Raw genomic sequence first — 26,777 nt, forward strand, 5'->3', positions numbered from 1 at the left:
TAGAGAGATTATTCACCTGAAGATCACCTGGCCCTATCTGAGGGACAGGATCCGGCTATCATACCTAAGCCGAAACTCTGCCTTACGATGACTAGCCACGAATTTTCGACTGAACCGTTTAGAATGGTCCTTTCAGGACGTTGAGCCGGGTGAGCCTTCCCCGATGATAGAGTCCATCATCCGCCACATGGGGCAACACATGGCAGTGAAAAAGCCACGTGCCCAAATTTGATCCTGCCACACAACAACCTTTCAACACATGACTGTTAGGCGAGTAAATTTCCTAAACAGGAAATCATGAGGAGGATCCTGTCGACTTGGCGTCAAGAGGCAGCGAGTAGAACATTCAAGGAATCAATTCAGACAGTTAAGGGAAAAACGATTCTTTTTTGCTGATGAATGTACATGACACGTGGCAGCGCTAGTCCAGCCACTCGTACAATTCATTGGCGTCAAGGGCTTTCGCCCACAACCATCCTTGTCCTTTTTCGATCCCAATAGCCCGAAGAAATTCCGCTTGTTCCGGGGTCTCAATGCCCTCGGCAACAATATCCACCTTGAGAACAGTGGCCAAGGCTGCAATCCCACGCACCAGGCGTTCTGCCGCGACATTGTTTCCCAACTGCTGAATAAAGGATTGATCAATTTTAAGGATATCCACTTCCAGGTCAATGAGTTGTTGCAGCCCTGAATGCCCGGTGCCGAAGTCATCAATAGCCACTCTGGCACCCAATTGCCGAGCCAGGCGGATGGCATCCCGGCCTTTCTCATTGAGTGCTTGCCGTTCAGTGATTTCCCCGGTGAGCTGTGGGAGATGGGGTATCAACCCTAATTTTTCCAGCACCGGCAAGATCTTGTTTTTTCCCATCACAATAGGGGGCAGATTCACGCTCACTGAAAACGTGGGATGCTCGAGCAGCAGAGTGCCTAAATCCGCTTTAAGACAGGCAAACATACAGGTGGTTAACTCTAAGGCTAAGTCTTCCTGCGATTCGAATTCGTCAATGACGGGTTCTATACTGATCTCAGGTCCATTATCCGCTCGCCACCGGGCAAGGGCTTCACAGCCAACGATACGATTGGTGGTGAGATCGATGATCGGTTGATACTTAGCGAAAATGGAAGACCGAACGGTATGAGTAGAAATAGTAGACATGACTAACGAGCGTTTTTTGTGAGTGTACCCTCATGATCCAGTAGATGATGAAATCACGGCATATCAAGTCAGAACAATATCATCCTACCTCAATTAGCTAGCCCACGGCGAGAGAGCGATCTCTCTCGTCCCCAATATACGGGTAAAGTTAGAGGAGTCATACAAACACAACGCCTGGGTTGTTCAAACTCGTCTATCCAACTCAGCGCCAGGCGCCCAGCTTGCTGATAAAAAATTGGGAGGGGTGATACGAGGAGAAGAGGTCTTAACGGAATATTTGGTCGGAGCGAGAGGATTTGAACCTTCGACATCCTGCTCCCAAAGGTGATTATCTATTGCAACGCCATTCAATCTGGCCCAAACCGTTCCACAGAAACGTCAATACTGACAAGGCGTTTAGTCGTTCATTGTCGTTTCGTATTGCCTACAGTGGTACGGTCTAACTGCCTCTCCAATTGCCATCACAAAAGGGAGATTTTTCATTGAAAATGTGTGTTAATTTGATCCACCAAAACAAGGGAGGGAGGAGGCTAGCTAATCCCTAGTTCGGCGGCCGTTTCCTGGTCATCGTGCCTCCCCTTCCGTATTAAGAAATTCGACAGGAGGGGATAATGACACGATCTACTAGCCCGTCCCCACAATCCGGGGATTCTACCACCCCACACCTACTGTTTGTGGTTTAACGCAATAATCCTGTTCTGCGAAACAAAATATGCCCGCTCCTTCCATCCATGATTTGTCTTTTCACACAAAAATGCTTCACTCTCCGCTCTTTGTTGCCGATAAACCTCTTATGCAGGACTTCGATAGTGCCAACCATCCTACCACTAGAGTATTGACTCTTTCTGGACACCTGGATGCCCTTCAAACCCTGAGGCTTGAAAAATTCATTGAGGAGGCCCAACAAGGAACCTGCCGCCACGTCATCCTCAATCTTTCCAACGTGGCCACCATGGACCTTGGAGGAGTAGGCAACCTTTTTACCTGGTACCACGCTTTGCATATCAATCAGGTGCGCCTCAGTATCGTGGCCCCGTCCCCCATGGTCCGCAATACGATGGAATCTCTTCATTTGACGGAACTCATTTCGATCTATTCTTCTGTTCCTGAAGCCATCAGTCACCATCCTACCCCCAATTCCATTTCTTCCTAACGACCTCCTGGCCATGGGCATGACGGTTTGATCCTGAACCCATCGGTCTCCTTGGGGCAGATTAAATTTTAACCCCCCGCCGATTCACAGAGGGAATCCGCCCCTGATTGACCATTTTGTAGAGCTGGGCAGAGACAAGCAGGAATGGATTGCTAAACATTTGAGGTCCATCCTCGTAAAACACTGAGTTCGAGGTTTTTATTTAGACTCACGACCCTCGCCTTAAAAAGGCAAACTTGGACGATCACCCTAGAGAATGAATAAGTAAGACCAGGAGTGATAATCCATTTGACTGACAAGGCGATTGACCATTTTCGAGTGTGATCAACTGAGATTGGGGTCCATCCTAAATCGTGACTAAAACCGTGACCAACTTTTCCATCAAAACTCTGCCAAAGCGCCCTACCTCCAATGGGTTTATTCCCCGCCAATCAATGCCGCGTAAAAGCATTATTGCCTATTTTTAACCACAGCCTCCCACGACAGGACTCCAAAAGAGGCCACCGTGCTGGACCGTCGACGCACGTGCTCACCAACGGGACACAGAATGCGCTCGGTTCAAGGTTGCCGAAAAAATCAAATGTCCAACCCCGTAAGAAGTCAGCCTCATGTGAAACCTATTGAAAAGAGATAAGGCCTGCTGCCTATTGAATCTCCCAGTCGGTGGAGACGGCCCCAGGTGAGCCCATAGTGGTGATGGTTAAGCCATTCATGATCCACACCTCTACGGCACTGAGCAGGCTGTTGCGCCAGACAAGATCGGCCTTGCCGTTCCCATCGACATCCCCGACCTGCGCAATCTTCCACGACGAGCCGAGGCCGCCCAATACGCCAGAGGAGGCAATGGTGGCTCCATTCATCAGCCAGATGACCACCACGCCGCTCGTGTCATTCTTCCAAATCAGGTCAGCCTTGCCATCACCATTGGTATCGCCCACCCCCTCAATCTTCCAAGCCACGGAGGTGGTGCCCGGAAAGCCCACCGAGGTGATCGTCAACCCATTCATGAGCCATATCGCCACTGTCCCACTGCTGCCCCTGCGCCAAATGACATCAGCCTTCCCATCACCGTTCACATCACCCACCCCCGCCACCTGCCAGGCCAACGAGACCCCGGGGGGAAACCCCGCCGACGTGATAGTCGCCCCATTCATGAACCACACCGACACGGCGCCTGAACTGGTATTGCGCCACACGATGTCGGCTTTGCCATCACCGTTAACATCCCCGACGGCCTGAATGCCCCACGCCGGTGGTGCACTGCCGGGAAAGCCCACAGAGGTAATGGTCACCCCGTTCATCAGCCAAATAGCCACGGTGCCACTGGTGCTATTGCGCCAAATGACATCCGCCTTGCCATCACCATTCACATCGCCCACCCCTGCGATCTGCCACGCTAACGGCACTCCACCGGGGAAGCCAGCGGAGGCAATCGCTGTTCCGTTCATGAACCAGATGGCCGTGGCACCATTACTATTGCGCCAGACCAGGTCGGCCTTCCCGTCTCCATTCACATCACTGCTCTGTCTTCTGCCACTCTGATTGTTGACCGTAATAATGACATCCGCACTCGTAGAGAGTGCCCCGTCCGTGGCGGTTAGCCGCAAGACATAGGTCCCAGGGAGCGTAAAACTCCCGGTAGTATCCACTGCTGCGGGATTGCCGAAGGTGACCACACCTGGGCCACTCACCTTGCTCCAGAGGGTCGTGACCACGCCGGGGGGTTTGGGCAGGCCATCATCCGTCACGGTGCCATCAAGAATCGCCGCATTCGGCAACGTCACGATCTGCGGGGTGCCCCCATTGACCGACGGGGCTTGATTCATGGGCGGAGGGGGCGGCGCGGGATTGACGGTGATGGTGACTTCTGCACTCGTGGTTAGTTCGCCATCATTGGCAGTGAGGCGCAAGACATAAATTCCCGGAGCACTGAACCTGGCCGTGGTATCAACAGAAGAAGCATTGCCAAAGGTCACGGTTCCCGGCCCACTGACCTTGCTCCATGTGGTCGTGAGGGAACCAGGAGAAGGTGGGTGACCATCATCGCTGACCGTGCCATCAAGAGAGGCTATATTGGGAAGCGTGATGGTTTGATTTGTCCCCGCATTCACAGAAGGGGCTGTGTTACCGCTGTTACCCACATCGGCCACTCCCACGACATTCAGTTCTGCGACATAGCAGTAGTTGTCCAGAAAACGAATGCGGATATAAGCCCCTCGCGTGGGTGGAAAGCTGGCTGTCTTCTCCGTAATATCGTTGGCCCACGTGCCAGATGCCACGGGGCTTCCCCAGTCGCCATTCGTCGCCGACACATACACTTCGTACTGCGTACACTTTGTCCAGCTATAGGGGAGATATCTAATTTCACTGACGAGGTAATTGCCCCCAAGCGCGAGGACTATTTCATCATCTTGCCGGTTTCCCGGTCCCACGCTCCAGAAGGTGCCAGGCTTCCCGTCTAACACAACCTCTGGGATAAATACCCCCCCCCCCATCAAACAATCCAACAACAGCATCAAAAGAACTCGGCGGGACGATGCTCATCAGCCCTTGCGAAAGGACACTCAGCACCGGTGACACATCGCCGTCACGGACGGCCCAGGCGAAGCGAGCCAATACTTCCTCCTTCGGAAACACATTCTGATTATCGGTACCCCAGGCGAAGCCCCATGCGTGGCTGGAGGGCGATAATGAATCTTCCGTACCAGACCAATAGACGTCGATGGGGCCAGTATCAAAATGGTTGGCACCATTCTCCTGGACGTTTGTAAAAGGTAGAAGCCATCGTTGCAATAGCCGGAGGCCCAAAAAATCAATATCAATCCAAACTCCCCCCATTTCAGCGTTAAATAAGTGTCCCAGCTCACTGCCTATACAGTATTGGCCGACACCCCCCGAAGGGCTTTGTATCGCGCACGACGGATCGGGCTGGGAAGTGGTCGGTAGTCGCCAATTGGAAAAGCCACCCACCGTCAGGCTGGCCGCCCAATTGACCGCATTTTGCCAGGACATCCCGCCATCGGTTGTGTTGGCTCCATCATCAAAAGCTGACCCTGCCCCAAAGTTGGCATCTCCTAACCAGGTGATATTTCGGTCCTCATCGTATATCAACCGCACTGTGGCGCCCCCTGGAATGCCATCGGCATCATGTAGACCTCTATCACGCAATGCCAATGCCAACGGAATCGGGGGACGAGGGGGAATGACGGTAATCGTCACATCAGCACTCGCACTCAGTTCCCCATCATCACCGGTGAGACGCAACACATATGTCCCAGTAGCACTAAAACTGGCCGTGGTATAAGCGCTGTTGGGATTGTTAAATGTCACGCTGCCCGACCCACTTACTTTCGTCCAGGTGGCGGTAACGGTGGGACCGGGTAGTCCATCATGGGTGACAGTACCTTCAAGCTGGGCATTGTTGGGAAGGGCGACCGTTTGTGGTGACCCCGCATCAACCGTTGGCGGTTGGTTCATTGGCGGGATGGGATCCACGGTGACAGTCACCTCAAGGAAATCCAATTCAACAGTCGCGACCCCGGCGATAAACATATTGATACGTAGATCACTATCTGTATAGTGAGGGATGAGCATGTCCACCGTTGCGGTCCCGATTGACGTGCCATCTACCCACCACTCTATGCCGCGAGAAGTAACCCGGTATCGATAGACGTGCCAGTTGTCTCCATCAATGGGTTTATTAATCAGGAGTCGGTTAGAAGGTGGCCCAAGAGAGGTAATAGAATCAGGTCCAACGCTCAAATCTGCACGAACAAGTCCATTGTACAACCAGACTGAGAAGGGCGCCCGCTCATCGGATGGACTCTCGCCCGATAGAACACGAGCACGAAATTCGACTTCAATTATTTGGCCAGGATCAAATGGTAACCGGCGAAGGTAGCCAAACGAAAGTGATGATGGGTCTTCATCAATCATGTGTAGCACACCGTCTTGAACAAAAACTGTATCTTGTGAAATTCCTCCTGATCCGTTATTTACGAATTGCCAAGGTGGAGGTGGCAGTGTATCGGCTGAATAGTCAAGCAAAACTTCACCTAATGCTATATTACTCGTACAGAAAATCGTCACTATAACCATTAATAGTATTCTGATCTTCATGACTATATTTCTCTTGTTTCTCCTTTTGGGTTAATAGTGACCATACAAAGTAAAAGCTAAGAACTTGTAAGGCCTTCCGGCCAAGGAGTTGTGGCTACTTTACGCTTTCCAGCTTAAAAATCAACCAGCCATCAAAACAGGGGTAATGGAAGACACAAAACGAAAAAGGCCGGGATGACCCCCAGCCTTCTCCGCAGGTGAGAAACGTAACAACGGGAGGTTCCCGTTATTCCAGAGTCAATCAGATTAGAATGTTAGTGCCTATCCCTGGGAAGGGGAAGGTGCTTCTGCTCACACCAAAACCCAACCCCATGAGAAGTCAGGTATACCAGAAATCTCTATGAGGAATAAGTTTTGCTTTTTACCAATTCGATGTCACATTGTTTCTACAATTGGTTGTACGTAAGAAGTGCGGACCTTTAGTTTTTCTGGGTCCACGGGAACTCTTTTTAATATCCGCTCCAATTTTGTGGGGTCTTGATTGATCTTGATTATAGATATTCTAAATCCTAAGGCTTCACGAATTGAATAATATTTCGAGCTATTAACAATTGCGGTTTTTGCAATTCTGGGAAATTCAGCGAGGAAGTCACTTAATTTCTGTAAATTCTCATCGGTACGTGAAATGGCCTGTTCCGTTTCCGAAATCAAATCGGCAAGTTTTATGGGGCCAATACTTTTCAAAATTTCCACTTGCGAAACCCTTGCTCTGTTACCTCCTGTGTGGTGTTCGTCTATAATTTTTTTTAGCAATGGGCGAACGAGCTCATTCCTATGCCTCCATTGGGCCAGTAAAATGTTATAGTTTCGGAACATGGCGTTGATTGGGGTTATACTATCAAAGCCTAGTTCTCCAACAGGTGTATTGGGGGGATGGGTCTTAGGTGCAATAAAGGCCAGATTGGTGACGTTCACATCTAAGTCCGGAAAGTGGAAGGGAATAACTTTTATAAGACATCGCTGAAGGGGTTCGTCAGTTAATGAATCTATATATTTGTGTTTTATTGAAGATAAATTGGAAAAGCAGTCTGACGCTGCAAAGATCCAGAAATTAGCATCATCAATGGCCTTTTTTATCCTTTTATTTTCTTCTTGCAACCAAACAATTAAATAACCCAATAAAACACCGAAAAGGGCGGAAAAAAACGACAGGGTTATGGGGTAGATGTATTCATGCCCAGAAGGTTCTTGCTTGAGTGACTTAATGGCAGACCCAAGCAAGTTCACGGCATCAATTAACTGCTCGACTTCGCTTGCTATTTCAAATCCCATTGGCTGACCTTCTGGGGGGAACGTGGTGCGTCAGGACCATATTCTTTTATGAAACCCCCATCTTCCCTTTCGGCAGCATCCCCTTCCTTTCCAACTCCTGAATTTTTCCTTCAATCAACTCAAGCAGTAAGTCCTTCACCGACTTGTGTTCGGCAGCGGCAGCCATTTTGAGGCGATAATAGGTGTCAACGGGGATACCCCGAAGATTTAAGGCCGTCGTTTCTTCTACCTTCTCTTTTCCTCGTCTCGCTACCATAGGGCCGGAATCATATCACGGAGCTATTTATTCGTCGATAGAGGTTGCCCTACTTTTATATAATATGTTACAAAGATATATATGTATCAAAAAAATCAAATAACTCATGGAGGTTAACTGATGGCCACAATGACGAAGATATTGATCCATTTGCCTGTGTCCATGAAGCGGAAGTTGGACGCTTTGAAATCCAAGGGCTACACAGCCAGCGGGTTTATCCGGGCACTGTTGGAGCGAGAACTGAATCCACCTGAGATGAAGAAAGGGGGATAGGTAATGGCACGCAAAGGCCGAGTAGACCGAGGGTTGTATTCTAAACCCAATGTTCAAGGGAAACTGTTGTGGTATGTGCGCCTGTTTCACCATGGGAAGGGGAACAGGTTTGGTCCGTTCACGACGAAAACCATGGCACGGGAATTCTATGAAAAGTGTAAGCGAGAACAACGCGAGGGACAGTTTTTCCCTGAGCGGTACCACCAGCAAGGCACTCCTCTCGCGACTGATTGGATTGATCAGTATGTAGGAAAATTGTCGGTATCGGGCAAGAGTGCCAAAACACAATATGAAGAACGCCGCTACGGAGAATGGTGGAAAACGCGGTTGGCCGGAAAACAGTTGTCCCACATTACCCCATCGGACCTGGATGAGGCCAAAGAGAAATTGGTGGGAAAAGGGTACGCCGCCGAGACCATCAAGCACTACTTGAAATTCTTGCGGCATGCCCTGAATCTGGCGGTTCGGGACAGCAAGGTCGAGAAGAACCCGTTTTCTCGATTCACGATGCCCAAAACCGGGCACGGTAAGACCCGTTTCCTTACTATGATGGAAGAAGCAGCTTTGCTGAAAGCGTTGGGGCAACCCTATGCCACATGGGCACGGCTGGCGATATTGACGGGGCTGCGAAAGAATGAACTCTTTTCCCTTCGGTGGACCAACGTTGACATGGAACAACGATTCATCTCTTTGCCGCAGACGAAATCTGGCAAGGCGCAATATGTCCCGTTGAACGAAGAAGCCAAAACATTGTTGAGGGCCTTTCCCTCCTGGGAACACTCCGTGTGGGTCTTTCCGAGCAAGATCCAGAGGAGTCGCAAGACTAAGAGGAGTCATTTGGATAGCTACAACTTCTACGGGCGGATCTTTCGGCCAGCGGTCAAAGAAGCCAAACTGGAAGGGGTTACCTGGCACACCTTGCGGCATACCTTTGCTAGTCGATTGGCCATGAATGGGCAGAGTGACAGCACCATTGCTGCCCTGCTCCGGCATAGCGGTACGGCCTTGGTTCAACGGTATGCCCACCTCTCTCCCACACACTTGCGAGCGGCAGTCGAAGGCGTGGCAAGTTAGGGGAAGCCAGTTACAGGTGGCCTGAAGGTTGCCACTGAAGATCAGGCTAACGATGGGAAGGGTTCGGTTGGAATTGGCTCTCCAATTGCCACCAAAGCAGAGTCTGAGGAAGCGAAAAATGCGTAAGCGGTTGTTTTTATTGGTCGGGGCGAGAGGATTTGAACCTCCGACATCCTGCTCCCAAAGCAGGCGCGCTACCGGGCTGCGCTACGCCCCGACTCTTGTGCTAAATGACGATGTGTGGTGAGAAGACTCTTGGCATTGGTCACCGCTTGAGCGCGATGGCTTATTCGATTTTTTTCTGAAAAGGTCATCTCCGCTAGTGTTTTTCCTATTTGAGGAACATAGAATACCGGATCGTACCCGAATCCACCCGTCCCGTGAAACTCCTGGGTAATAATTCCTTCTAACACGCCTTCCACGGTTTCTGTCTCTCCATCCGGATTGGCCAGCGCCACCACGGTGATAAAACGGGCGGTTCGCTGATCTGAAGGCACCCCGTGTAATTCCTGCAACAGTTTTTGACAGTTGTCCTCGTAAGTGGCATGCTCCCCGGCGTATCGGGCTGCATAGACCCCAGGACGTCCTTGTAAGGCATCCACTTCCAATCCGGTATCGTCAGCCAAGGCCCAGTGTCCGGTATATTTGGCTGTGGCCACGGCCTTTTTCACGGCATTGGCCTGACAGGTGAGCCCATCTTCTTCAACAGCCGGAAAATCAGGAAATTCATTCAAGGTTAGCATGCGAATGCCCACATCATTGAGAATAGATTGAATTTCCTTAACTTTATGCCGATTCCCGGTTGCCAGAACTAACGAATCAATGACCATTACCCGTATCCGACTCAGGCAATAGAGCCGATGAGTTCCTTCTGCAAGGTAATTAAGCGTTGAATGCCCTCCCATCCCATCGCCAAAAACTCATCCAGATCTTTTTTGGAAAAAGGAGATTGTTCGGCGGTTCCCTGTACCTCAACCATCCGCCCATTTCCGGTCATGACGAGATTCATATCCACGTCCGCTTGAGAGTCTTCGTCGTAGGACAAGTCTAACCGGATTTCCCCGGCAATCTTTCCAATACTGATGGCCGCCAAATAATCCAGAAGGGGGCACTGTTTGATCAGACCTTTTTCTTTCAAGGTCGAAAAGGCATCGGCCAGAGCAATATAGGCGCCCGTGATCGAGGCGGTCCGTGTTCCCCCATCAGCCTGAATCACATCACAATCAATCCAAATGGAGCGTTCTCCCATTTGATGCATATCCGTGACAGCCCGGAGCGAGCGTCCCACCAGCCGTTGGATTTCCAGGGTTCGCCCGCCCTGCTTGCCTTTGCTGGCTTCACGGGACATCCGGTCATGGGTTGAACGGGGCAACATCCCATACTCAGCAGTAATCCAGCCCTGTCCTTTGTCCCGTAAAAAAGGCGGAACTTTTTCTTCCACCGAGGCCGTACACACGACCTTCGTCTCTCCCATTTCAATAAGCACCGACCCTTCGGCATATTTGGTAAAAGGGCGGGTAATTTTGACAGGCCGCAGTTCATCCGCCCGTCGATTATCTGTACGCGGGATTCCAAGTGTCGGTAACATTATTCCTCACATTAAAAAAAGGGATTGAATTATAAAGAGGGACCCTGCAAAACACAAATGCACCATACATGTTCGCCATATACGGTTGAAAGAATAGCTGATCTATTGGGATGGCGATGACGTACACTCTGCATCCTGAATCTTTGATAGCCAGCTGAATCATTTTTTACGATCCTGAACGACATACCATCTAAAGACCAGCAATCCCGCAATGATCACACTCACCAGGACGACAAACACGTCTTCATGAGGAAAGAGATAGGGCATGGATGCTCGGCTCCGACCGAAATGACAAGGGTTTTCCGGTTTGTATTCATTGACTGCGATGAGGACTCATGATAGATTCGGTCTCCCTGCCAGGCCACCATGCACGATATCCGAATCCTTAGCGACCAACTCGACTCTCTCCGCTCCCAACTCGGTGCCCGGGCTGGCGATATTCCCTGGGAAACCGTCCAGACCTTAGCGGACCAACGACGTGTCCTCATCTCCCAAACCGAGGAGCTTCGCCACCAGCTCAAAAAAGGATCGGATCAGATTGCCGAATTGAAGCGTACCAAACAACCGTGCGAGGATGCCACAACCGCTCTTCGGGAAATTCGCGACCGCATCCAGACCATGGACGTGGAATTGCGCACCACCGAAGAACGATTACAAGACCAGGCCCTCAGAATTCCCAATATTCCTCACGAATCGGTTCCGCCGGGGAAGGACGAACACGAGAACGTTGAGGTGCGACAATGGGGCACCCCTCTGGAATTTTCCTTCCCCGCCAGATCCCATCAGGACCTGGGAGAAGCCCTCGGCATTCTCGATTTCAAACGGGCCACGAAAATTGCCGGAGCCAGATTTTGCGTGTCGATGGGCGTAGGCGCGCTTTTGGAAAGAGCGCTGGCCAATTTCATGCTTGATTGCCATACCCAGGAACATGGCTACACGGAAGTGCTTCCGCCCATGCTCGTCAACCGGCCCTCCATGACCGGAACCGGCCAGTTACCCAAGTTTGCAGAAGATCTCTTTCATCTTCCGGAAGAAGATTTCTTTCTCATCCCTACGGCTGAAGTTCCCGTCACCAACCTGTTGCGAGAGGAAATCCTGGACGCAGAGCAACTCCCGTTACGCCTTGTGGCCTATACTTCCTGTTTTCGACGGGAGGCCGGGTCCTATGGTAAGGACACACAAGGCCTGATTCGCATGCACCAATTCCAAAAAGTGGAACTCGTCAACTTTGTTCGTCCGGAAGATTCCTATGACCAACTGGAACGCCTGACCCAAGCCGCGGAATCCATTCTTCAAAAATTGGGACTTTCCTATCGTGTCGTCGCATTATGCTCCGGTGACCTGGGATTTTCTGCCGCAAAGACATACGATCTTGAAGTCTGGCTTCCTTCGCAACAACGGTATCGGGAGATTTCATCCTGCAGTAATTTTGAAGCGTTTCAAGCCCGTCGAGCCAATATCCGCTTTCGCTCTAAAAAGGACAAACCTCAATTCCTCCATACACTCAATGGTTCAGGCCTGGCCATTGGGCGAACGGTGGTCGCCATTTTGGAGAACTTCCAGCAAGCCGATGGGACCGTGCATATTCCTGAAGCCTTGCAACCCTATATGAAGGGAGTTAACGTCATCCGTCCGGTTGCTTTTCCATAAGTGAAATATTGATGAACCAATCCCCATTTGAGATCTTCGAGCTCATGGATGATACAAAAATTCTTCATAGGCTCCCACCAAATTTCATTATGCACAGTTCACATTCCTGCCACAGTCGGCTACTATAAGCGTGCATGGAGATAAGCCTTGTGAGATTTATTGCATACCGTGTCAAACGGAACGTCTTGTCAGATCGTTGGAGTTAGGGCCGCAATTGGGTGAGAATGAGTCCTACCAAACAATCCTCAGGTTTTTGACGCTAAATAATTCGGAGGGGTGCTAGAGTGGTCGAATAGACCGGTCTTGAAAACCGGCGTCGTGAAAGCGACCGTGGGTTCGAATCCCACCCCCTCCGCCAGCATAAAAATACAGAAGACTACGACCAGCTGGCGAGCACAGAAGAGAGCGAAGGCTGTCCGCAGAAGCTTTAGCGCAGGAGGACACAACCACTCTTCGAAATAGAATCTACTTTTCGCTTTATCCTCAAAAAGGAGCACACATGTCGAAGACTCTTCCATCCTGGGACCTTCAAGGTCTCTTGCGCCATCCAACCAAAGACTTCAAGCGGATCACCAAAACACTTGACTCGCTTATTTCCGAACTCGAGGCCACTAGACCGCAGTTATCTCCCGATATCTCTGTTGCCCGGTTCAAAACAATCTGGGAGCAATACGAAACCGTCACCGAGCACATGACGACGTTGCGGGCCTTTTCGTTTTTATGGTTTTCAGAAAATACGAAAAATCAAGAAGCCCGGGCATTTGACACACAGGTACGAAACCGACTGACAGACTGTTCCAATCGCCTGGTGTTTCTTGACCTCTGGTGGCAAAGCCTCGATCCCACCAACGCGGCCCGGCTGACCGCAAAAGCCGAGCGGTTTCGGTATCACCTGGAAACCCTAACTCGTTTCACACCGCATACCTTGAGTGAATCTGAGGAACGGATTTTAACCATTAAGAGTACGACCGGGCGTCAGGCCCTCGAAACATTGTATGGCGTCACCACGAATAGTTTGACATTTTCCATGAAAATGAAAGGCCGGACGACCCGTCTGACCCGTGAACAACTGATGGGATATGTCCGGCATCCCTTGGCTTCGGTTCGTCGAGGAGCCTACCACGCGCTCTTCAAAGTCTATGGTGAACACCGGGATGTCCTTGGCGAAATGTATAAAAGCCTTGTTCAGGATTGGTGCAATGAAGGGCTCACCTTGCGGCATTACGCTTCTCCCATGGCCATGCGCAATGTCACCAATGATGTCCCCGAAAAAGCCGTTGATGCTCTGCTCAAAACCTGCCGAAAGAATGCCGGCATCTTCCAGGAATATTTTCGGTTAAAGGGACGGCTCCTGAAGATAAAACAGTTTCAACGTTACGATCTGTATGCGCCCTTCGCCGCGAAGAAATCCAAATATTCTTTTGCCAGGGCGAAAGAGCTGGTGATGGAAGCATATCAAGCCTTTTCACCGGAGTTGGCCCAACGGGCGAAGCGGGTTCTTGAAGAGAATCACCTTGATGCTGCGATTCGACCGGGCAAAATGGGGGGGGCTTTTTGTTATAGCGTGCTCCCCACGCAGACTCCTTATGTCCTGGTGAATTTCACGGGAGAGCCCCGTGATGTCTCAACGTTGGCGCATGAACTGGGTCATGCCGTCCACGCGATGATGGCAAGGGAGCATTCCATCTTCACGTTTCATTCGTCGCTCCCACTTGCGGAAACGGCCTCTGTATTTGGCGAGCACCTGCTTTCGGATTTGCTTTTGCAACAGGAAAAGGACCCCAAAATCAGGGCGGGACTCCTTGTCGACCAACTCGACGATGCCTATGCCACCATTATGCGACAGGCCTACTTTGTTCAATTTGAACGGCAAGCGCATCACATGGTTCAACAAGGCGCGACCATTGATGCCCTCGCTCAAATCTACCTAACCCTCCTTCGAGAGCAATTCGGGCCTCGCCTACCCGTGGACCAGGAGTTTCAATGGGAATGGCTCGCCATTCCTCATATCTACTCCAGTCCATTTTATTGCTACGCCTATAGCTTTGGCAGTCTGTTAGTGCTGTCGTTGTTTCAACGCTATCAGGCAGAAGGGCCCTCGTTCGTCCCGCGATATCTACAATTGCTGTCGGGAGGTGGGTCGGCCAGTCCTCAAGACCTGCTCAAACCCCTACAGGTGGACATCAACTCCACGGCATTCTGGCAGGCAGGATTTACACGGATCCAGGGGTTGGTCAATGAACTGGAACGAAGTATGCCGTAAAAGATTTGGCTCCAACCGTGTTAAACCGGTGGGAGCAAATCAAAGTCAGTGTTGGCGCAATGATGTCCCATAAGGAAGGCGGCTGAATCGGGCAACCTCCGGTACTGTCTAGAAAATTCCAGCCTGGCGCTGGAGCCACCGGATATATGCAATGATCTGCGTGACGTCATCTGCCGTCACGCCTTCGATCTTCGGCATGTTCCCGAATTTCCAATGGTGGGCTTTGACCCCTTGAGCCGCAGCCCGTTGAAAAGCGAAATCCGCATGGTGACTGGGCTCATAGATTTTATGCACCAAAGGGGGACCTTGAGCCGTTCCCACCGCCTGCACTCCATGGCAAGGAGAACAAAATGCTTTGAATTTTTCTTCGCCCTCTTTGAATTCTGTTGGCAGGTCTTTCTCGGTCGATACTTGCGCAATGGTTGCGGGAGGAGAGGATTGCCCGGCACTCGTCCCATTCTCGGAACATCCAACAACAAACCAACAAAAAACCCCTGCCACACCTCTGAGAAGTATTTGTCTTGGTTGCTTGTTCATATCCACGTTCCTTTATACCAGACTCATTCGCAATCAGACGAGGCCACGGTCCACTTTATCCGGCGAGTAACGGATCAGGAAGTTGTGCCTCCTTAAATCCCTCTTGACGAATCACGCAACTATCACAGTGACCGCACGGCTGATTTTGTAGACCTGGATTATAACAACTATTCGTCCATTGAAAAGGCACTCCTAAAGCGTGGCCTTTTTGGATTATCTCACGCTTGCTCAAAAAGAGCAGCGGAGCGAGAATGTCGACCGGTTGGCCTGCCAATCCCAATCGTGTGCCAAGACGCGCCACCTCCTTGAAGGCTCGAATAAAATCCGGTCGGCAATCCGGGTAGCCGGAATAGTCACGAATATTGGCCCCAAAAAATATGTTGGAAGCACCCAACACTTCGGCATAGGCCAATGCCAAACTCAAGAAAATGGTATTCCTGGCGGGAACATAGGTAACGGGAATCTGCTGCTCCCGATCCTGTGGGGTTCGATTGGTGGGGACGGGAATCTGATCGGTTAGCGCGGATCCACCAAAGGTGCGCAAGTCCAATGGAACAATTTTGTGTTCTCTGACCTGAAAATAGTCAGAAATTTTTTGCGCACAGGCGATTTCCGTTCGATGACGTTGTCCATAGTCGACAGTCAAGAAATACAGCTCATATCCTTCTGATTTGGCAATGGCAGCCGTCACCGTCGAATCCAACCCGCCACTTGCCAGAACAACAATCTTTGACATGAGCTTACGAGAGCCGTTCTTGAACCCCTTTTCTCCCGCCTATCAAGTGGATCTGGACTTTTTTGTAAAGGAATGGTCGGTCACAGGCTCAATTGTGAAAGGTAGGATGGGTAAAGGCAAAAAAGGCCATTGCCAAATTGTATGGGTGTATGCCATTCCCAGCTACACACGGTAAAAGAACAGAAGAGGCCAACCTGATAATTATTGCCGCTGCTCCGATCGTTCAATTTTTTCCATCAGTTCACGTTTGGATTTACACTCAACGCATAAACGGGCAAACGGAAGCGCTTGCAAACGCTTTTCATTAATCTCTCCACCACATTCCGCGCACACGCCATAGGTGCCTTCATCCAAACTTTCCAAGGCGTCATCTATCAGTTGTCGTTCACGGTTTCGCATTTCCTGGAGCGAAATTCCCATTTCGCGATCCAAATCCACCAGCGCCTGGTCCCCGCTATCCATGGCGGCTTCCAGCCGTCGTTGTTGTTCTTCTGTCACTGATTGTCCAAGCTGTTGTTTGATTTCTTGAATCAGCGCTTCTCGTTTCGCCAAAAGAATTTCCTTTAACGCGACATGACGATCTTCTGTTGGAGCTTTCGCCGACTTCCGGGATGCGGGAGTTGGGGAAGTGGCTTTTGATGGGCCTTTTGCAGGACCTTTTTTTGTGCCGGCTGAGGCCGTTGTTTTTGTTTCCTTCTTTACTGGTCTTTCGGCCATACTACTTTCCTTTCTTCCTTCCAAAGTTAACCATCCTCTCACATGTCAGGAGGCTTATTTTCTACAGACAACTTACCAGTGCATCATGCCGTAAAACGGAAATCCAGGCACTTATCCGTACGAAATCAGGGAGTGAATCTCACACCCGTCCAAATTCTTTCGTCCTTCGAGCTTCAACAATTCAACTAAAAATGCCACGCCGGCAATATCGCCACCTAATTGCCGAATCAGGTGGACGGTCGCCCCGGCGGTTCCCCCAGTAGCAAGAAGGTCATCAACCACAAGCACTCGCTCTCCCTTTTGAATCGCATCACGATGAATTGCCAAAGTCGTCGAACCATATTCTAAATTATAATTGACTTCAAACACATCGGCCGGCAATTTGCCGGGCTTCCGAACCGGAACAAAGCCGGCTTTCAAGTGATAGGCCAATGGACTCCCCAAAATAAATCCTCGTGATTCAATTCCCACCACTCTGGTAATACCGGCATCCTGATAGTGACGAATGCACTCATCGATGATGGAACGAAAACACACAGGATCATTTAATAAGGGCGTAATATCATAAAAAAGAATACCCGGCTTAGGAAAATCGGGAACCTCACGAATATGTGCTTTATAGTTCATGAAATAACGACTCAATCTTGATAATGACGGTGAATGGTTCCGTTTTTGAAATCGGAATTACCCAATCCGCAATGCCCCAATCCCTTACAGAGAAGTACGAAGGACATGAAACCCTTCAGTTTGCCTGTTTGGGTCTTTCCAGTCAACCGTTACCTGAAGAACTTGAGAGAGAGGAGGTCCTTTGTGAAGGGCTTCAAGAAAGGTATGAACTGATGCTTGAGGCCCTTCAACTTCTAATTCGACTCCCCCTTCAGCACGGTTTCGCACCCAACCATGTAATGCCATTTTGTTGGCCTGCTTTTGCACAAACGCTCGAAACCCGACTCCTTGAACTTTTCCACTGACAAAGGCATGAGCCCGAACAATGGCTTCCATTTGCTCTTCCACGTTATCCAATCTGGCCCATTCCACCGGATTCTGTGCTTCCAGAATTCTTTATTGCATGGTTTTGGGCATGGTCCGGTAGGATTTGCTTTCCAACCTTCATGCCTTCCCGGATACAATCGGGGATACCGATGCCGTACAAGCCTGCTCCCGTGACATACAGACCTGGCGAACGGGCTAACTGTTCCTGAACCTTAGCCAATCGTTCCTGATGTCCGAGCACATATTGAGGCATTCCCTGCCTCCATCGATGGACTTCAGCATAGGTCGGGGCAGCCGTGATTCCGACCATAGAAAGTAATTCCCCGCGGACGCACGTCACAAGTGAGCTATCATCCTGCTCCACAACCGTCTCTCGCCCTCGACCTCCGATATAACAACGGATCAGAGTTTCCCCAGCCCGGCTGCGATCGGGCCACTTCAACGAAGTCCAGGTTGCGGCTAATAAGGGCCGCTGTTCTTTGTGGGGCACCACAAATCCGAATCCTCGTATCTGTGAAGCAATGGATTCAGCCGGATAGCCCATAGAAATCGTCGCGGTCGAAGCATAGGGAATCCCATCTAGCAGACTCGCTATTCCGGGTTGAAATGCCCGAAGTAAGCGGGCCGTCTGATATGCCGGAGTGGCCAACACGACCGCATCAGCTGGAAGCCGATTTCCATTCTCCAATATAACCTGGAATTCCCCGGACCCCAGGGTCGGAGATTGAATTTCCAGACACCCGACCCCTGCCATCAACTCTACTCCGCGTTTGCGCAATGTCTCCACCAGGCTCTGAATAAGCTCACCTAATCCACCTCGAAGCGACATAAACATGCTGGTGGCTGCGCCGGATGGGCGGGGGGCGGAGGGTGGGCTGGCCAAAGCCTTTCGCATTCCCTTAATGACACTGCCATGCTCTCGCTCTAATTCGCGGAATCGAGGGAAGGTCGACTCTATACTGAGTTCATCGGCATCCCCGGCATAGATACCTGCCACCAATGGCTCGATTAAATATTCAAAGGCCTCAGTGCCAAACCGTCGACGAAAAAACGCTCCCAAAGATTCGTCTGACGGCCAAGGATTCTGTTTTGGCCAAAACCGTTCGGCAGCCATGCGAAGCATCCCCCCCCAGCTTAAGAGCCCGCTGGAGACAAGCGTATCAACCCGTCTGGGTCGAAAGGCCAATAAGCCTTGTGGGAGTTCTCGCAATGCTCCCCGGCAAAATGAAAATGTCTGATTATGTTGGGGATTGGTAGAAATCAACTGATCCTGAAGTCCCAACGTGCGACACAATTCTAGAGCCCAGGGCTTGGAAGTCAGGAACGAGTCAGGTCCACCTTCGATCAGATAGCTGTCTGTCACATGCGTCAGGATTTTTCCACCCCACCGAGGCTCTCGTTCAACGACGGTGCATTGCACGGGTATCTGTATTTTCGCACCCTCCTCCGTGAGAGCATATGCCGTGGCCAGTCCGGATATCCCCCCTCCGACAATGACGACTTGGTATGGAATTTTCATCATGAAGTCCCGAGCAATCAAAAAGGAAATGACTGTATGTGGCTAAGCCATTGCAAAAAACAGGTTTTCATGGAGGGAGGGAAAAAATCAGACGGGGGAAAAGTACCGCTCTATCATTCACGTGAAGAAGCCGTTGAATACCGGCGAACACAGTCAATAGCAAATTCAACGCTGTGTAAAGGGGTATTAGGAAGAATGCCGTGACCCAAATTAAAAATGTGACCAGGTCTGCCCCCAGCTTGCTGCATTATATCCTTCACCCGACGCTCAATTTCTTTTTCCGGGGCGAACAGAACCATAGGATCCAGATTGCCTTGAATGCTCACATCAAACCCGATAGTGCCCCATGCTTCATCCAAACGCACTCGCCAATCGACACCCATCACATCGCTTCCCGCCTTTCGCATCAGCGGAAGAAGTCCGGTCGTCCCCGTTCCAAAATAGATGAGGGGAATCCCCTCAACCCGTAAGGCAGAAAAAATATTTTGAACATGAGGAAGGACATATTCTTCATAATCGCCAGGACTTAAACAACCGACCCAACTGTCAAAGAGTTGAATGGCTTGAGCGCCTGCTCGACTTTGGACCCGTAAATACTCCACAACAACCACGGACAGTTTGGACATCAATTGATGCCACACGGTCGGCTGCGAAAACATTAAATGTTTGGTTCGGGCATAGTCACGCGAGCTGCCGCCTTCAATAGCATAACTGGCTAATGTAAACGGCGCTCCGGCAAATCCCAGCAACGGAACTCGATTATCGAGAGCCTGAAGTGCCTGGCGAATGGCTTCTCCGGCATAGGCAAACGCCTCTCCATCGACCGGACGAAGATCCACAATGCCCATCTCACCTCGTATCGGGTTGTCAATGACCGGACCCTTCCCTTCTATAAATTCCAGGTTTAATCCCATGGCCTGGAGAGGCAACAAAATATCGGCAAAAATGATCGCCGCATCCAGATCAAAGCGATTAATCGGTTGAAGCGTGACCTCGGCTGCTAACTCAGGGGTTTTGCATACCTCCAAAATAGAATGCTTGCGCCGGATAGCCTGGTACTCTTCCATGTATCGCCCTGCTTGCCGCATAAACCAAACAGGGGTTCGGTCTACGGGCTGACGCAAGCAGGCTTTTAAAAATCGATCATTCATGGCGGGCATTCTACGAATGGAGAAGGAGTGAGTCAATCAATAACGACCAAGCTAGGCATGACGGGTCCATATGCACAGAGCAATTTCCTGGAGACCACTTATTACCATAAAATTTCACCCTTGGCCTTGGGTCAACAAAACCACAACACAAACTCGCATCCGGTCACGGCAGGAGAGGGGCTAGCTCTTTTCGGATCCGCTGAGACTGAATTTCCACGGCATCTCGTTCAACTTCGGACATTAGCCACGCTTCATTAGGCTGCAGTTCAATGCGATAATGTTGTTGCTGAGCAGAAAACCATTCAAAATAGGGATGAGGTTCAAGGAGAGGATGCGGATCAAACGACATGAGACTGACTTTTCCTAATTGAGGGACGGAAAAATCATATAACGATTCTCCTGCCTGAGGATCATCTAAAAAGCGCGGGTTACGAAAACCAATCACCTTTCCGGCAATCTCTCCAACAAAATCACCAACTAAATACACATCCACGGTCCCAAGCCCGGCAAAGGTAATTTGCCCAATAACGGATCCGACAACCCGATTGTCTAAAAATCCCTCCTTGACCCACCGGGCATTCGCAAATTTTTCAGCCATACAAAGAAACGAGTAAAAAAGGAACTATCCTGTTCCCGGAATAATGAGCTGATTAACACCAAACCACGAGTTACGGTTTACATAAGGGACATCTGAGCTGGAGGGAAGCTTCCGTATTCTCCAAATACTCCAGAGCCGTTTCCTTATCCGGATATTCGGTCCACCCACCCTCCCAAAAGTCAGACCGATGCGGGCCCGAAGGCACCTCCGGGCAACGATCCCGATGGATCATCGCTTCATCAAGTGATCGTTTCAAATGGATCCAATACCCCATAGTCGAGATGCTCCTTCACTGGGTGGTGAGCCAAGCCTGCCCTCACAAAGACGATCAAAGACTGACGTGGGAGCAACCTGCCGGAATATGGCGGAGAGGGAGCCTGCCCTGCAGGAATTCAGTTATCAACAAATTGCCATTCATCTTTGTCTAAAAAAACCTTTTGGCCGGCATCAAGCTTGGCCTGCTGCTCTTTATCAAAAAACTGCATATACCGCTCAATGCGATCTGGATCGTCAATACGCTCCTCCTTGACCATTCCAGTGGGCAATTTAAATTTCCGAATTAACACCGACATGACTCATTCCTCCAAAAATTGTCTGTAAAAAGACCAACGAAAAATTATAGTTAAATCATAAACTTGCCGTCAATCTTTTCTGGCCAATTTCACAAACACCTCAATTAGCTATTGGCCACGTCAATACAATCTTGGATATACTCTTGTTCTGACGGAGATACCATTCATGTTCATCCTCGTATAATTTCAAAGGAGTTACTTATGCCATTGTATGAATATGTCTGTGAAGGATGCGATCATCGGTATGAGGCCATGCAAGCCCTGAGCGCAAAACCCGAAGAAACCCTTTGCCCAAAATGCAACACCACCCAAAGCCGACGAATTATGTCTTCGTTTGCGTCGAAAATTGTGGGTACACATAAACCAGGATTCGCTGAAAGCAAAGCCTATAGTATGCTGAATGAAAGAATGGATAAGTTTTCCAAGCTCCCCCCAATTATGGGCCAGCGCGCGGCCCCGACCGAGGCCAATTCCCAACCCTCCGGAGGAGAATAGTGAAGCTTGGGCGGCCTCTTGAATGGTGACCGCCCAAGATTTTCCAGCTTCCCCATTCCTCTCCCCCTTGACATTTATTTCCATAAACCGGAAAGATGTGCCCGTTTTTTATTCTTGGTGATAACTTATTCTGTAATTTCGACCACTTGCACAACGGCTGTTCTTAGCTAAGGATCCTAAGGAATATGGCGGCCACCCGGCTCTGTAACAATATTCTGGGCAAGGTTTCTCTTGCCGTCGGGATAGGCATACTCTGGGGATTCCTTGTTCCACTGGCCCCTGTTCATTCAAAAGAATCTCCTACCTCGGAGGCTCCGCCTACGGCTTCATCTCCGATTTCAGGGACCATTCTTATCGTTGGAAATGGACCAGAGCGTTATCTTCTGGAAATTCTGGCTGCGGAATTTGAGTCCCGCCATCCTTCTGTTTCCGTTGATATTTTTTGGCATCCCAATGCCAAGCCCATTCGAACGATCGAACTCAACGAAGCCGACATTGGCATCACGGGAGAAGAGGTTCCATCTCTCAGATCTACCCTAATTGCCAGAGACGGCGTCGCTGTCTTAACCAATTTTTCAAACCCGGTGAAAGAAATGACCACTCAGCAAGTGGCGGATGTCTTTTCCGGAAAAATCCGGTATTGGTCTCAGGTCTATGAGGAAGCCCCTCAAACCAAAATTGTGCTCATCAATCGAACCACGAATGAAAATATTCGCCAAGGTTTCGAAAAGACATTACGCATTCCAGATGGGATTCCGCGCTCCGCCTATCGAGCGGGAACCGAGGATGAAGCCATTAAAGCGGTAAGTGGGAATCTTGAGGCCATCACATTTGTATCCATGACTCCGGCTCTCCGGGCGAAAGAAGATGGAGTCGCGATCAATCTTCTGTTTATTAATCGCGTGGAGCCTGAAGTACAAACGGTTCTGGATAATCGCTATCCACTCCAACGACCCGTGATGCTCATTTCGAATACCCATCCTTCACCACAGGCCCTGGCCTTTGAACAATTTGCCCTTTCACGGGAAGGCCAAAACCTGATGCGAAAAGGTAAATTTTATCCACTTATTACCGGTCAATAATTGACGGGAAACCCTGATTCGGTCGTCCATCTTCTGATACCATCTCAGCCTCATGAAACAGACCGGAGCTTTATCTGCCCCGGTCATTTATTTCAAATTATGACGACACGACACTAGATTCCAATGTTAAAAAAAGTTTTAGTTGCCAATCGAGGAGAAATTGCGATGCGGGTCATCCGGGCATGTCGTGAATTCGGCATTGCCACGGCGGCGATTTATTCAGAAAGTGACGCCACGGCTATTTACGTTAAAAAAGCCAATGAAGCGTACTTAGTCGGTCCAGGCCCGGTACAAGGCTACCTTGATGCTCGACAAATTGTAGGATTGGCGAAACGTATTCGAGCCGATGCTATTCATCCAGGATATGGATTTTTAGCGGAAAATGCCGATTTTGCCCGGCTCTGCGAAGAAGCCGGCATTCTCTTTATTGGCCCATCTCCCCATTCGCTTGAACTACTGGGCGATAAGGTCCAGGCTCGTGCACTGGCTATTAAAATTGGCGTCCCTGTTGTTCCAGGGACAGATGGCAGTGTGAGTACCCTCGAAGAGGCCCTGACGTTCTCCCATAAAGCGGGATACCCGGTTATGGTCAAAGCCAGCGCCGGGGGTGGAGGGCGAGGCCTCCGCGTCGTGCGCTCGGACGATGAATTACAAGATGCGATGGAAGCGGGAGCCCGTGAAGCTCTGGCAGCCTTTGGAAACGGAGAATTATTTCTTGAAAAATATGTGGAACGACCCCATCATATTGAATTTCAATTACTGGCAGACAAAAACGGCTATGTGATTCATCTGGGGGAACGGGATTGTTCCATTCAGCGGCGACATCAAAAATTGATAGAAATCGCCCCCTCACTTGTGTTAACCCCTCGACTACGGGCAGAAATGGGAGAAGCGGCCATCGCTATGGCCCGCGCCGCCCAGTTCTATAATGCCGGGACCGTGGAATTTCTGTTAGATCCCGATGGACGGTACTATTTCATGGAAATGAACCCTCGCATTCAAGTGGAACACACCGTCACAGAACAGATCACCACCGTTGATATTGTGCAATCCCAATTATGGATTGCCGCAGGGCGTCCTCTGGTCTTCGGACAGCATGAGGTCAATCTCCAGGGCTATGCCATTCAATGTCGGGTGAATGCGGAAGATCCCCAAAACGGATTTCGTCCCTCTTCGGGAAAAATCACGGCCTATTTATCCCCCGGCGGCGTTGGCGTTCGCATTGACGGAGCGGTATACAAAGATTATACCGTCCCGCCCTATTATGATGCTCTGTTAGCCAAGTTGACCGTTCATGGCCGAACATGGGACGAAACGGTTCGTCGAACTCATCGGTCACTGGAAGAATTTGTCCTGCGGGGTGTCAAAACCACTATTCCATTTATGACAAAGCTCATGGAAGAACCGGATTTTCGAGCCGGGCGATTTGACACCTCCTATCTTGAACGCCATCCAGAACTCTTCCAATATGAAGAAGCGGAAGAACCAGAGGATCTGGTTATTGCCTTGTCCGCAGCCATCGCCGCATTTGAAGGATTATAACAACCATCATGATAACGTTGTGATCCCGTTGAACATGTGAAAGGTCTCCTTATGTCACGAAAAACCGCACGCTCTGATAAAAGCAGGAAACCCAGTCGTCCCGTCCCCACCCGGACAAAATTGGATGCTGCTCCCGCTCTGGATATTGAAGCATCTCCAAAGCGCCAGGTCTTTTTAACCGATGTGGCTCTACGAGATGGACACCAATCTCTTTTGGCGACCCGCATGCGCACGGAAGATCTCTTATCCGTGGCATCCGAATTAGACGAAGTCGGATTTTGGTCATTAGAAGTATGGGGAGGTGCCACTTTTGATTCTTGCCTCCGTTTTCTTAAGGAAGACCCCTGGGAGCGCCTACGGGCCTTCCGGGAGGCCATGCCGAAAACCCGTCTTCAAATGCTCTTGCGCGGGCAAAACCTTGTGGGATATCGACACTATGCTGACGACGTCCTTGAAAAATTCATCGAATTGTCGGCTCAAAACGGCATTGATGTCTTTAGGATTTTCGATGCGCTGAATGACATCAGAAATATCAGGCCGGCTATGGAGGTGGTGAAAGCGTGCGGCAAGCATATCGAAGCGACCATTTGTTATACGGTCAGTCCGGTTCACAGTCTGAATCATTTTGTGGAACAAGCCAAGCAACTCGAAGATCTCGGGGCAGACACTATTTGCATCAAAGATATGGCCGGACTGCTTCCTCCCTTTGAAGCCTACGAATTGATTTCACGATTAAAGGCCACGGTTCGAGTCCCGATTCACCTGCACACACATTACACCTCCGGCATGGCTTCTATGTCTGCTCTGATGGCGATTATGGGCGGATTGGATATTTTGGATACCGCTTTATCTCCCCTTTCCGGCGGCACCTCCCACCCGCCGACCGAATCGTTCATTGCCGCCCTGCGCAACACGCCATATGACACGAAATTGAATCTTGAGCAAATTGCTCCGGCGGCGGATAAATTGCGCAAAGCCCGAAAACGCTATCGCCAATTTGAAAGCGATTTTACCGGTGTCGACACTGACATTCTTCTCTCGCAAGTGCCTGGTGGAATGCTCTCGAATTTAGCAGCCCAATTGGCCGAGCAAAATGCGTTGGGGAAAATCAAAGAAGTGCTGGAAGAAATCCCGCGCGTGCGAAAGGACATGGGGTATCCCCCTCTTGTCACCCCCACCAGCCAAATTGTCGGAACCCAAGCCACGCTAAATATTTTAACCGGCGAACGCTATAAAGTGATTACCAATGAAACCAAAAACTATTTTCAGGGGCTCTATGGGAAACCACCTGGCACCCTCAACTCCAAGATCCGGCAAAAAGCCCTGGAAGGCGACGTCCCCGTGGCCGGTCGTCCCGCTGACAATCTTGACCCTGAACTGGACGATGCAAAACAGGAACTCGTCGGGCGGGAGATGGCTGAAGAAGACATTGTCTCTTATGCACTCCTCCCATCAGTGGCGTTGCAATTTTTTGATGAACGCGAGCGTGGGGAGCTAAAACCCGAACCCCTGCATGATTCCTCGGAGAGTGGACCGGCTGTGGCTCACGATCTTCATTTAGCCCCGGTAGAATTTAACGTGACGGTTCACGGGGAAGCCTATCATATTCGCGTGTCGGGATCCGGACAGACGGTTGACGGCGTGAAACCCTATTATATTAAGGTGAATGATAAGCTTGAAGAGGTGTATCTCGAACCGATTCAAGAAGTCTTAGCCGGCTCGCCTGACCCTCCGCCATCCCACACATCAAAGGCGGAAAAACGTCCCAAGCCGTCACAACCTGGGGACGTGACAACACCCATGCCTGGCAGGGTGGTCAAAGTCCTTGTAACCGAGGGCTCGAGCGTCAACGTAGGTGATTCCCTGTTGGTGGTCGAAGCCATGAAAATGGAGAATCGCGTCCAATCGCCTATTGCCGGGTCCGTCATCACCATCTACGTGAAAGAAGGAGATGAAGTGAGTCCTGATGAAACTCTGATTCATCTGGAATAATAATGCAGGGCTGTTCTCACTGTCGATCATTCCTCCTTT

26 protein-coding genes and 2 tRNA genes are annotated in these 26,777 nt (G+C 50.2%); 10 read left to right on the forward strand and 18 right to left on the reverse strand.

The genetic code is table 11. From position 1 onward, the window contains the following. Positions 1-421 precede the first annotated feature (421 nt). Positions 422-1,156 (reverse strand): EAL domain-containing protein, encoded by a 735-nt coding sequence (locus tag H6750_10200; GenBank protein MCB9774680.1) that lies wholly within the window; start codon positions 1,154-1,156, stop codon positions 422-424. Positions 1,157-1,868: 712 nt separating this feature from the next. On the opposite strand from H6750_10200, the gene H6750_10205 reads away from it, so the two are divergent. Beyond that, a complete protein-coding gene (locus tag H6750_10205; protein ID MCB9774681.1) occupies positions 1,869-2,309 on the forward strand; it encodes an STAS domain-containing protein in 441 nt (146 codons plus the stop codon). Positions 2,310-2,953: 644 nt separating this feature from the next. Here H6750_10205 and H6750_10210 read toward each other — a convergent pair. The 4 genes from H6750_10210 to H6750_10225 form a co-directional block, all read right to left on the reverse strand. Next, on the reverse strand, positions 2,954-4,804 hold the full coding sequence (locus H6750_10210) for an FG-GAP repeat protein (protein MCB9774682.1): 1,851 nt from the start codon (positions 4,802-4,804) through the stop codon (positions 2,954-2,956). After that, on the reverse strand, positions 4,716-6,245 hold the full coding sequence (locus H6750_10215; protein MCB9774683.1) for a hypothetical protein: 1,530 nt from the start codon (positions 6,243-6,245) through the stop codon (positions 4,716-4,718). Before H6750_10215 ends, H6750_10210 begins: the two co-directional genes overlap by 89 nt. 558 nt (positions 6,246-6,803) lie before the next feature. Further along, positions 6,804-7,700, reverse strand: coding sequence for a hypothetical protein (locus tag H6750_10220; GenBank protein MCB9774684.1), 897 nt, complete (start codon positions 7,698-7,700; stop codon positions 6,804-6,806). Positions 7,701-7,746: 46 nt separating this feature from the next. Then, positions 7,747-7,956 carry a hypothetical protein gene (locus H6750_10225; GenBank protein MCB9774685.1) on the reverse strand — a complete coding sequence of 70 codons (210 nt, stop codon included), beginning with the start codon at positions 7,954-7,956 and terminating at the stop codon, positions 7,747-7,749. A gap of 120 nt (positions 7,957-8,076) precedes the next feature. Here H6750_10225 and H6750_10230 point away from each other — a divergent pair, with 120 nt between their 5' ends. Together H6750_10230 and H6750_10235 are read left to right on the forward strand one after the other, a co-directional pair. Beyond that, on the forward strand, positions 8,077-8,229 hold the full coding sequence (locus tag H6750_10230) for a hypothetical protein (protein MCB9774686.1): 153 nt from the start codon (positions 8,077-8,079) through the stop codon (positions 8,227-8,229). Between the two features lie 3 nt (positions 8,230-8,232). Further along, positions 8,233-9,303 carry a site-specific integrase gene (locus H6750_10235; protein MCB9774687.1) on the forward strand — a complete coding sequence of 357 codons (1,071 nt, stop codon included), beginning with the start codon at positions 8,233-8,235 and terminating at the stop codon, positions 9,301-9,303. Between the two features lie 140 nt (positions 9,304-9,443). Here the strand turns inward: H6750_10235 and H6750_10240 are convergent. The 3 genes from H6750_10240 to rph all read right to left on the reverse strand — a co-directional run bounded on the left by H6750_10240 (position 9,444) and on the right by rph (position 10,891). Continuing rightward, a tRNA-Pro gene (locus H6750_10240) sits at positions 9,444-9,520 on the reverse strand. Continuing rightward, on the reverse strand, positions 9,498-10,133 hold the full coding sequence (locus tag H6750_10245; GenBank protein ID MCB9774688.1) for an XTP/dITP diphosphatase: 636 nt from the start codon (positions 10,131-10,133) through the stop codon (positions 9,498-9,500). The genes H6750_10240 and H6750_10245 overlap by 23 nt, the downstream gene beginning before the upstream one ends. A gap of 14 nt (positions 10,134-10,147) precedes the next feature. Continuing rightward, positions 10,148-10,891: a ribonuclease PH gene (gene rph, locus H6750_10250; GenBank protein MCB9774689.1), complete on the reverse strand. Its 744-nt coding sequence runs from the start codon at positions 10,889-10,891 to the stop codon at positions 10,148-10,150. A gap of 366 nt (positions 10,892-11,257) precedes the next feature. On the opposite strand from rph, the gene serS reads away from it, so the two are divergent. The 3 genes from serS (at position 11,258) to H6750_10265 (ending at position 14,804) form a co-directional block, all read left to right on the forward strand. Next, positions 11,258-12,541, forward strand: coding sequence for a serine--tRNA ligase (serS, locus tag H6750_10255; GenBank protein ID MCB9774690.1), 1,284 nt, complete (start codon positions 11,258-11,260; stop codon positions 12,539-12,541). Positions 12,542-12,811: 270 nt separating this feature from the next. Next, a tRNA-Ser gene (locus tag H6750_10260) sits at positions 12,812-12,899 on the forward strand. A 141-nt stretch (positions 12,900-13,040) separates the two neighbouring features. Continuing rightward, positions 13,041-14,804: a M3 family oligoendopeptidase gene (locus H6750_10265; protein MCB9774691.1), complete on the forward strand. Its 1,764-nt coding sequence runs from the start codon at positions 13,041-13,043 to the stop codon at positions 14,802-14,804. A 108-nt stretch (positions 14,805-14,912) separates the two neighbouring features. Here the strand turns inward: H6750_10265 and H6750_10270 are convergent, their stop codons facing one another. The 10 genes from H6750_10270 to H6750_10315 form a co-directional block, all read right to left on the reverse strand. After that, positions 14,913-15,341, reverse strand: coding sequence for a cytochrome c (locus tag H6750_10270; GenBank protein MCB9774692.1), 429 nt, complete (start codon positions 15,339-15,341; stop codon positions 14,913-14,915). A 55-nt stretch (positions 15,342-15,396) separates the two neighbouring features. Continuing rightward, positions 15,397-16,077 carry a 7-cyano-7-deazaguanine synthase QueC gene (gene queC, locus H6750_10275; GenBank protein MCB9774693.1) on the reverse strand — a complete coding sequence of 227 codons (681 nt, stop codon included), beginning with the start codon at positions 16,075-16,077 and terminating at the stop codon, positions 15,397-15,399. Positions 16,078-16,278: 201 nt separating this feature from the next. Further along, positions 16,279-16,539, reverse strand: a complete 261-nt coding sequence (locus H6750_10280; GenBank protein MCB9774694.1) for a TraR/DksA C4-type zinc finger protein — start codon at positions 16,537-16,539, stop codon at positions 16,279-16,281. 366 nt (positions 16,540-16,905) lie between these two features. After that, complete coding sequence (locus H6750_10285; GenBank protein MCB9774695.1) at positions 16,906-17,421, reverse strand: adenine phosphoribosyltransferase; 516 nt, start codon at positions 17,419-17,421, stop codon at positions 16,906-16,908. 84 nt (positions 17,422-17,505) lie between these two features. Further along, positions 17,506-17,796 (reverse strand): acylphosphatase, encoded by a 291-nt coding sequence (locus tag H6750_10290; GenBank protein MCB9774696.1) that lies wholly within the window; start codon positions 17,794-17,796, stop codon positions 17,506-17,508. Between the two features lie 13 nt (positions 17,797-17,809). After that, the gene (gene hemG, locus H6750_10295; protein ID MCB9774697.1) at positions 17,810-19,309 is read right to left on the reverse strand and encodes a protoporphyrinogen oxidase; all 1,500 of its coding nucleotides are present in this window, start codon (positions 19,307-19,309) and stop codon (positions 17,810-17,812) included. Between the two features lie 110 nt (positions 19,310-19,419). Further along, a complete protein-coding gene (hemE, locus tag H6750_10300) occupies positions 19,420-20,457 on the reverse strand; it encodes a uroporphyrinogen decarboxylase (protein MCB9774698.1) in 1,038 nt (345 codons plus the stop codon). A 163-nt stretch (positions 20,458-20,620) separates the two neighbouring features. Further along, complete coding sequence (locus H6750_10305) at positions 20,621-21,055, reverse strand: hypothetical protein (protein MCB9774699.1); 435 nt, start codon at positions 21,053-21,055, stop codon at positions 20,621-20,623. Between the two features lie 70 nt (positions 21,056-21,125). Beyond that, on the reverse strand, positions 21,126-21,329 hold the full coding sequence (locus tag H6750_10310; protein ID MCB9774700.1) for a hypothetical protein: 204 nt from the start codon (positions 21,327-21,329) through the stop codon (positions 21,126-21,128). A 118-nt stretch (positions 21,330-21,447) separates the two neighbouring features. Beyond that, positions 21,448-21,627 (reverse strand): hypothetical protein, encoded by a 180-nt coding sequence (locus H6750_10315; GenBank protein MCB9774701.1) that lies wholly within the window; start codon positions 21,625-21,627, stop codon positions 21,448-21,450. 201 nt (positions 21,628-21,828) lie between these two features. Between H6750_10315 and H6750_10320 the strand changes: the two genes are divergently transcribed. The 4 genes from H6750_10320 (at position 21,829) to oadA (ending at position 26,738) form a co-directional block, all read left to right on the forward strand. Next, positions 21,829-22,122 carry a zinc ribbon domain-containing protein gene (locus H6750_10320; protein ID MCB9774702.1) on the forward strand — a complete coding sequence of 98 codons (294 nt, stop codon included), beginning with the start codon at positions 21,829-21,831 and terminating at the stop codon, positions 22,120-22,122. 185 nt (positions 22,123-22,307) lie between these two features. Beyond that, positions 22,308-23,204, forward strand: a complete 897-nt coding sequence (locus tag H6750_10325; GenBank protein MCB9774703.1) for a substrate-binding domain-containing protein — start codon at positions 22,308-22,310, stop codon at positions 23,202-23,204. 123 nt (positions 23,205-23,327) lie between these two features. Further along, positions 23,328-24,746 (forward strand): acetyl-CoA carboxylase biotin carboxylase subunit, encoded by a 1,419-nt coding sequence (locus H6750_10330; GenBank protein ID MCB9774704.1) that lies wholly within the window; start codon positions 23,328-23,330, stop codon positions 24,744-24,746. A gap of 51 nt (positions 24,747-24,797) precedes the next feature. Next, positions 24,798-26,738: a sodium-extruding oxaloacetate decarboxylase subunit alpha gene (gene oadA / locus H6750_10335; protein ID MCB9774705.1), complete on the forward strand. Its 1,941-nt coding sequence runs from the start codon at positions 24,798-24,800 to the stop codon at positions 26,736-26,738. Positions 26,739-26,777: the final 39 nt, after the last annotated feature.

This window comes from Nitrospiraceae bacterium, assembly GCA_020632595.1.
Lineage (GTDB): Bacteria > Nitrospirota > Nitrospiria > Nitrospirales > UBA8639 > Nitrospira_E.

What these genes read in the sequence shown, in the direction of transcription:
- H6750_10205 (MCB9774681.1), top strand. Translation starts at nt 1,869, where the DNA reads ATGCCCGCTCCTTCCATCCATGATTTGTCTTTTCACACAAAAATGCTT.
- H6750_10215 (MCB9774683.1), bottom strand. Translation starts at nt 6,245, where the DNA reads ATGATTGATGAAGACCCATCATCACTTTCGTTTGGCTACCTTCGCCGG.
- H6750_10245 (MCB9774688.1), bottom strand. Translation starts at nt 10,133, where the DNA reads ATGGTCATTGATTCGTTAGTTCTGGCAACCGGGAATCGGCATAAAGTT.
- H6750_10325 (MCB9774703.1), top strand. Translation starts at nt 22,308, where the DNA reads ATGGCGGCCACCCGGCTCTGTAACAATATTCTGGGCAAGGTTTCTCTT.
- H6750_10270 (MCB9774692.1), bottom strand. Translation starts at nt 15,341, where the DNA reads ATGAACAAGCAACCAAGACAAATACTTCTCAGAGGTGTGGCAGGGGTT.
- serS (MCB9774690.1), top strand. Translation starts at nt 11,258, where the DNA reads ATGCACGATATCCGAATCCTTAGCGACCAACTCGACTCTCTCCGCTCC.
- H6750_10285 (MCB9774695.1), bottom strand. Translation starts at nt 17,421, where the DNA reads ATGAACTATAAAGCACATATTCGTGAGGTTCCCGATTTTCCTAAGCCG.
- hemG (MCB9774697.1), bottom strand. Translation starts at nt 19,309, where the DNA reads ATGATGAAAATTCCATACCAAGTCGTCATTGTCGGAGGGGGGATATCC.
- hemE (MCB9774698.1), bottom strand. Translation starts at nt 20,457, where the DNA reads ATGAATGATCGATTTTTAAAAGCCTGCTTGCGTCAGCCCGTAGACCGA.
- H6750_10290 (MCB9774696.1), bottom strand. Translation starts at nt 17,796, where the DNA reads ATGGAAGCCATTGTTCGGGCTCATGCCTTTGTCAGTGGAAAAGTTCAA.
- H6750_10220 (MCB9774684.1), bottom strand. Translation starts at nt 7,700, where the DNA reads ATGGGATTTGAAATAGCAAGCGAAGTCGAGCAGTTAATTGATGCCGTG.
- queC (MCB9774693.1), bottom strand. Translation starts at nt 16,077, where the DNA reads ATGTCAAAGATTGTTGTTCTGGCAAGTGGCGGGTTGGATTCGACGGTG.
- H6750_10315 (MCB9774701.1), bottom strand. Translation starts at nt 21,627, where the DNA reads ATGTCGGTGTTAATTCGGAAATTTAAATTGCCCACTGGAATGGTCAAG.
- rph (MCB9774689.1), bottom strand. Translation starts at nt 10,891, where the DNA reads ATGTTACCGACACTTGGAATCCCGCGTACAGATAATCGACGGGCGGAT.
- H6750_10280 (MCB9774694.1), bottom strand. Translation starts at nt 16,539, where the DNA reads ATGGATAGCGGGGACCAGGCGCTGGTGGATTTGGATCGCGAAATGGGA.
- H6750_10330 (MCB9774704.1), top strand. Translation starts at nt 23,328, where the DNA reads ATGTTAAAAAAAGTTTTAGTTGCCAATCGAGGAGAAATTGCGATGCGG.
- H6750_10210 (MCB9774682.1), bottom strand. Translation starts at nt 4,804, where the DNA reads ATGGGGGGGGGGGTATTTATCCCAGAGGTTGTGTTAGACGGGAAGCCT.
- H6750_10265 (MCB9774691.1), top strand. Translation starts at nt 13,041, where the DNA reads ATGTCGAAGACTCTTCCATCCTGGGACCTTCAAGGTCTCTTGCGCCAT.
- H6750_10200 (MCB9774680.1), bottom strand. Translation starts at nt 1,156, where the DNA reads ATGTCTACTATTTCTACTCATACCGTTCGGTCTTCCATTTTCGCTAAG.
- H6750_10230 (MCB9774686.1), top strand. Translation starts at nt 8,077, where the DNA reads ATGGCCACAATGACGAAGATATTGATCCATTTGCCTGTGTCCATGAAG.
- H6750_10310 (MCB9774700.1), bottom strand. Translation starts at nt 21,329, where the DNA reads ATGGGGTATTGGATCCATTTGAAACGATCACTTGATGAAGCGATGATC.
- H6750_10320 (MCB9774702.1), top strand. Translation starts at nt 21,829, where the DNA reads ATGCCATTGTATGAATATGTCTGTGAAGGATGCGATCATCGGTATGAG.
- H6750_10225 (MCB9774685.1), bottom strand. Translation starts at nt 7,956, where the DNA reads ATGGTAGCGAGACGAGGAAAAGAGAAGGTAGAAGAAACGACGGCCTTA.
- H6750_10235 (MCB9774687.1), top strand. Translation starts at nt 8,233, where the DNA reads ATGGCACGCAAAGGCCGAGTAGACCGAGGGTTGTATTCTAAACCCAAT.
- H6750_10305 (MCB9774699.1), bottom strand. Translation starts at nt 21,055, where the DNA reads ATGGCTGAAAAATTTGCGAATGCCCGGTGGGTCAAGGAGGGATTTTTA.
- oadA (MCB9774705.1), top strand. Translation starts at nt 24,798, where the DNA reads ATGTCACGAAAAACCGCACGCTCTGATAAAAGCAGGAAACCCAGTCGT.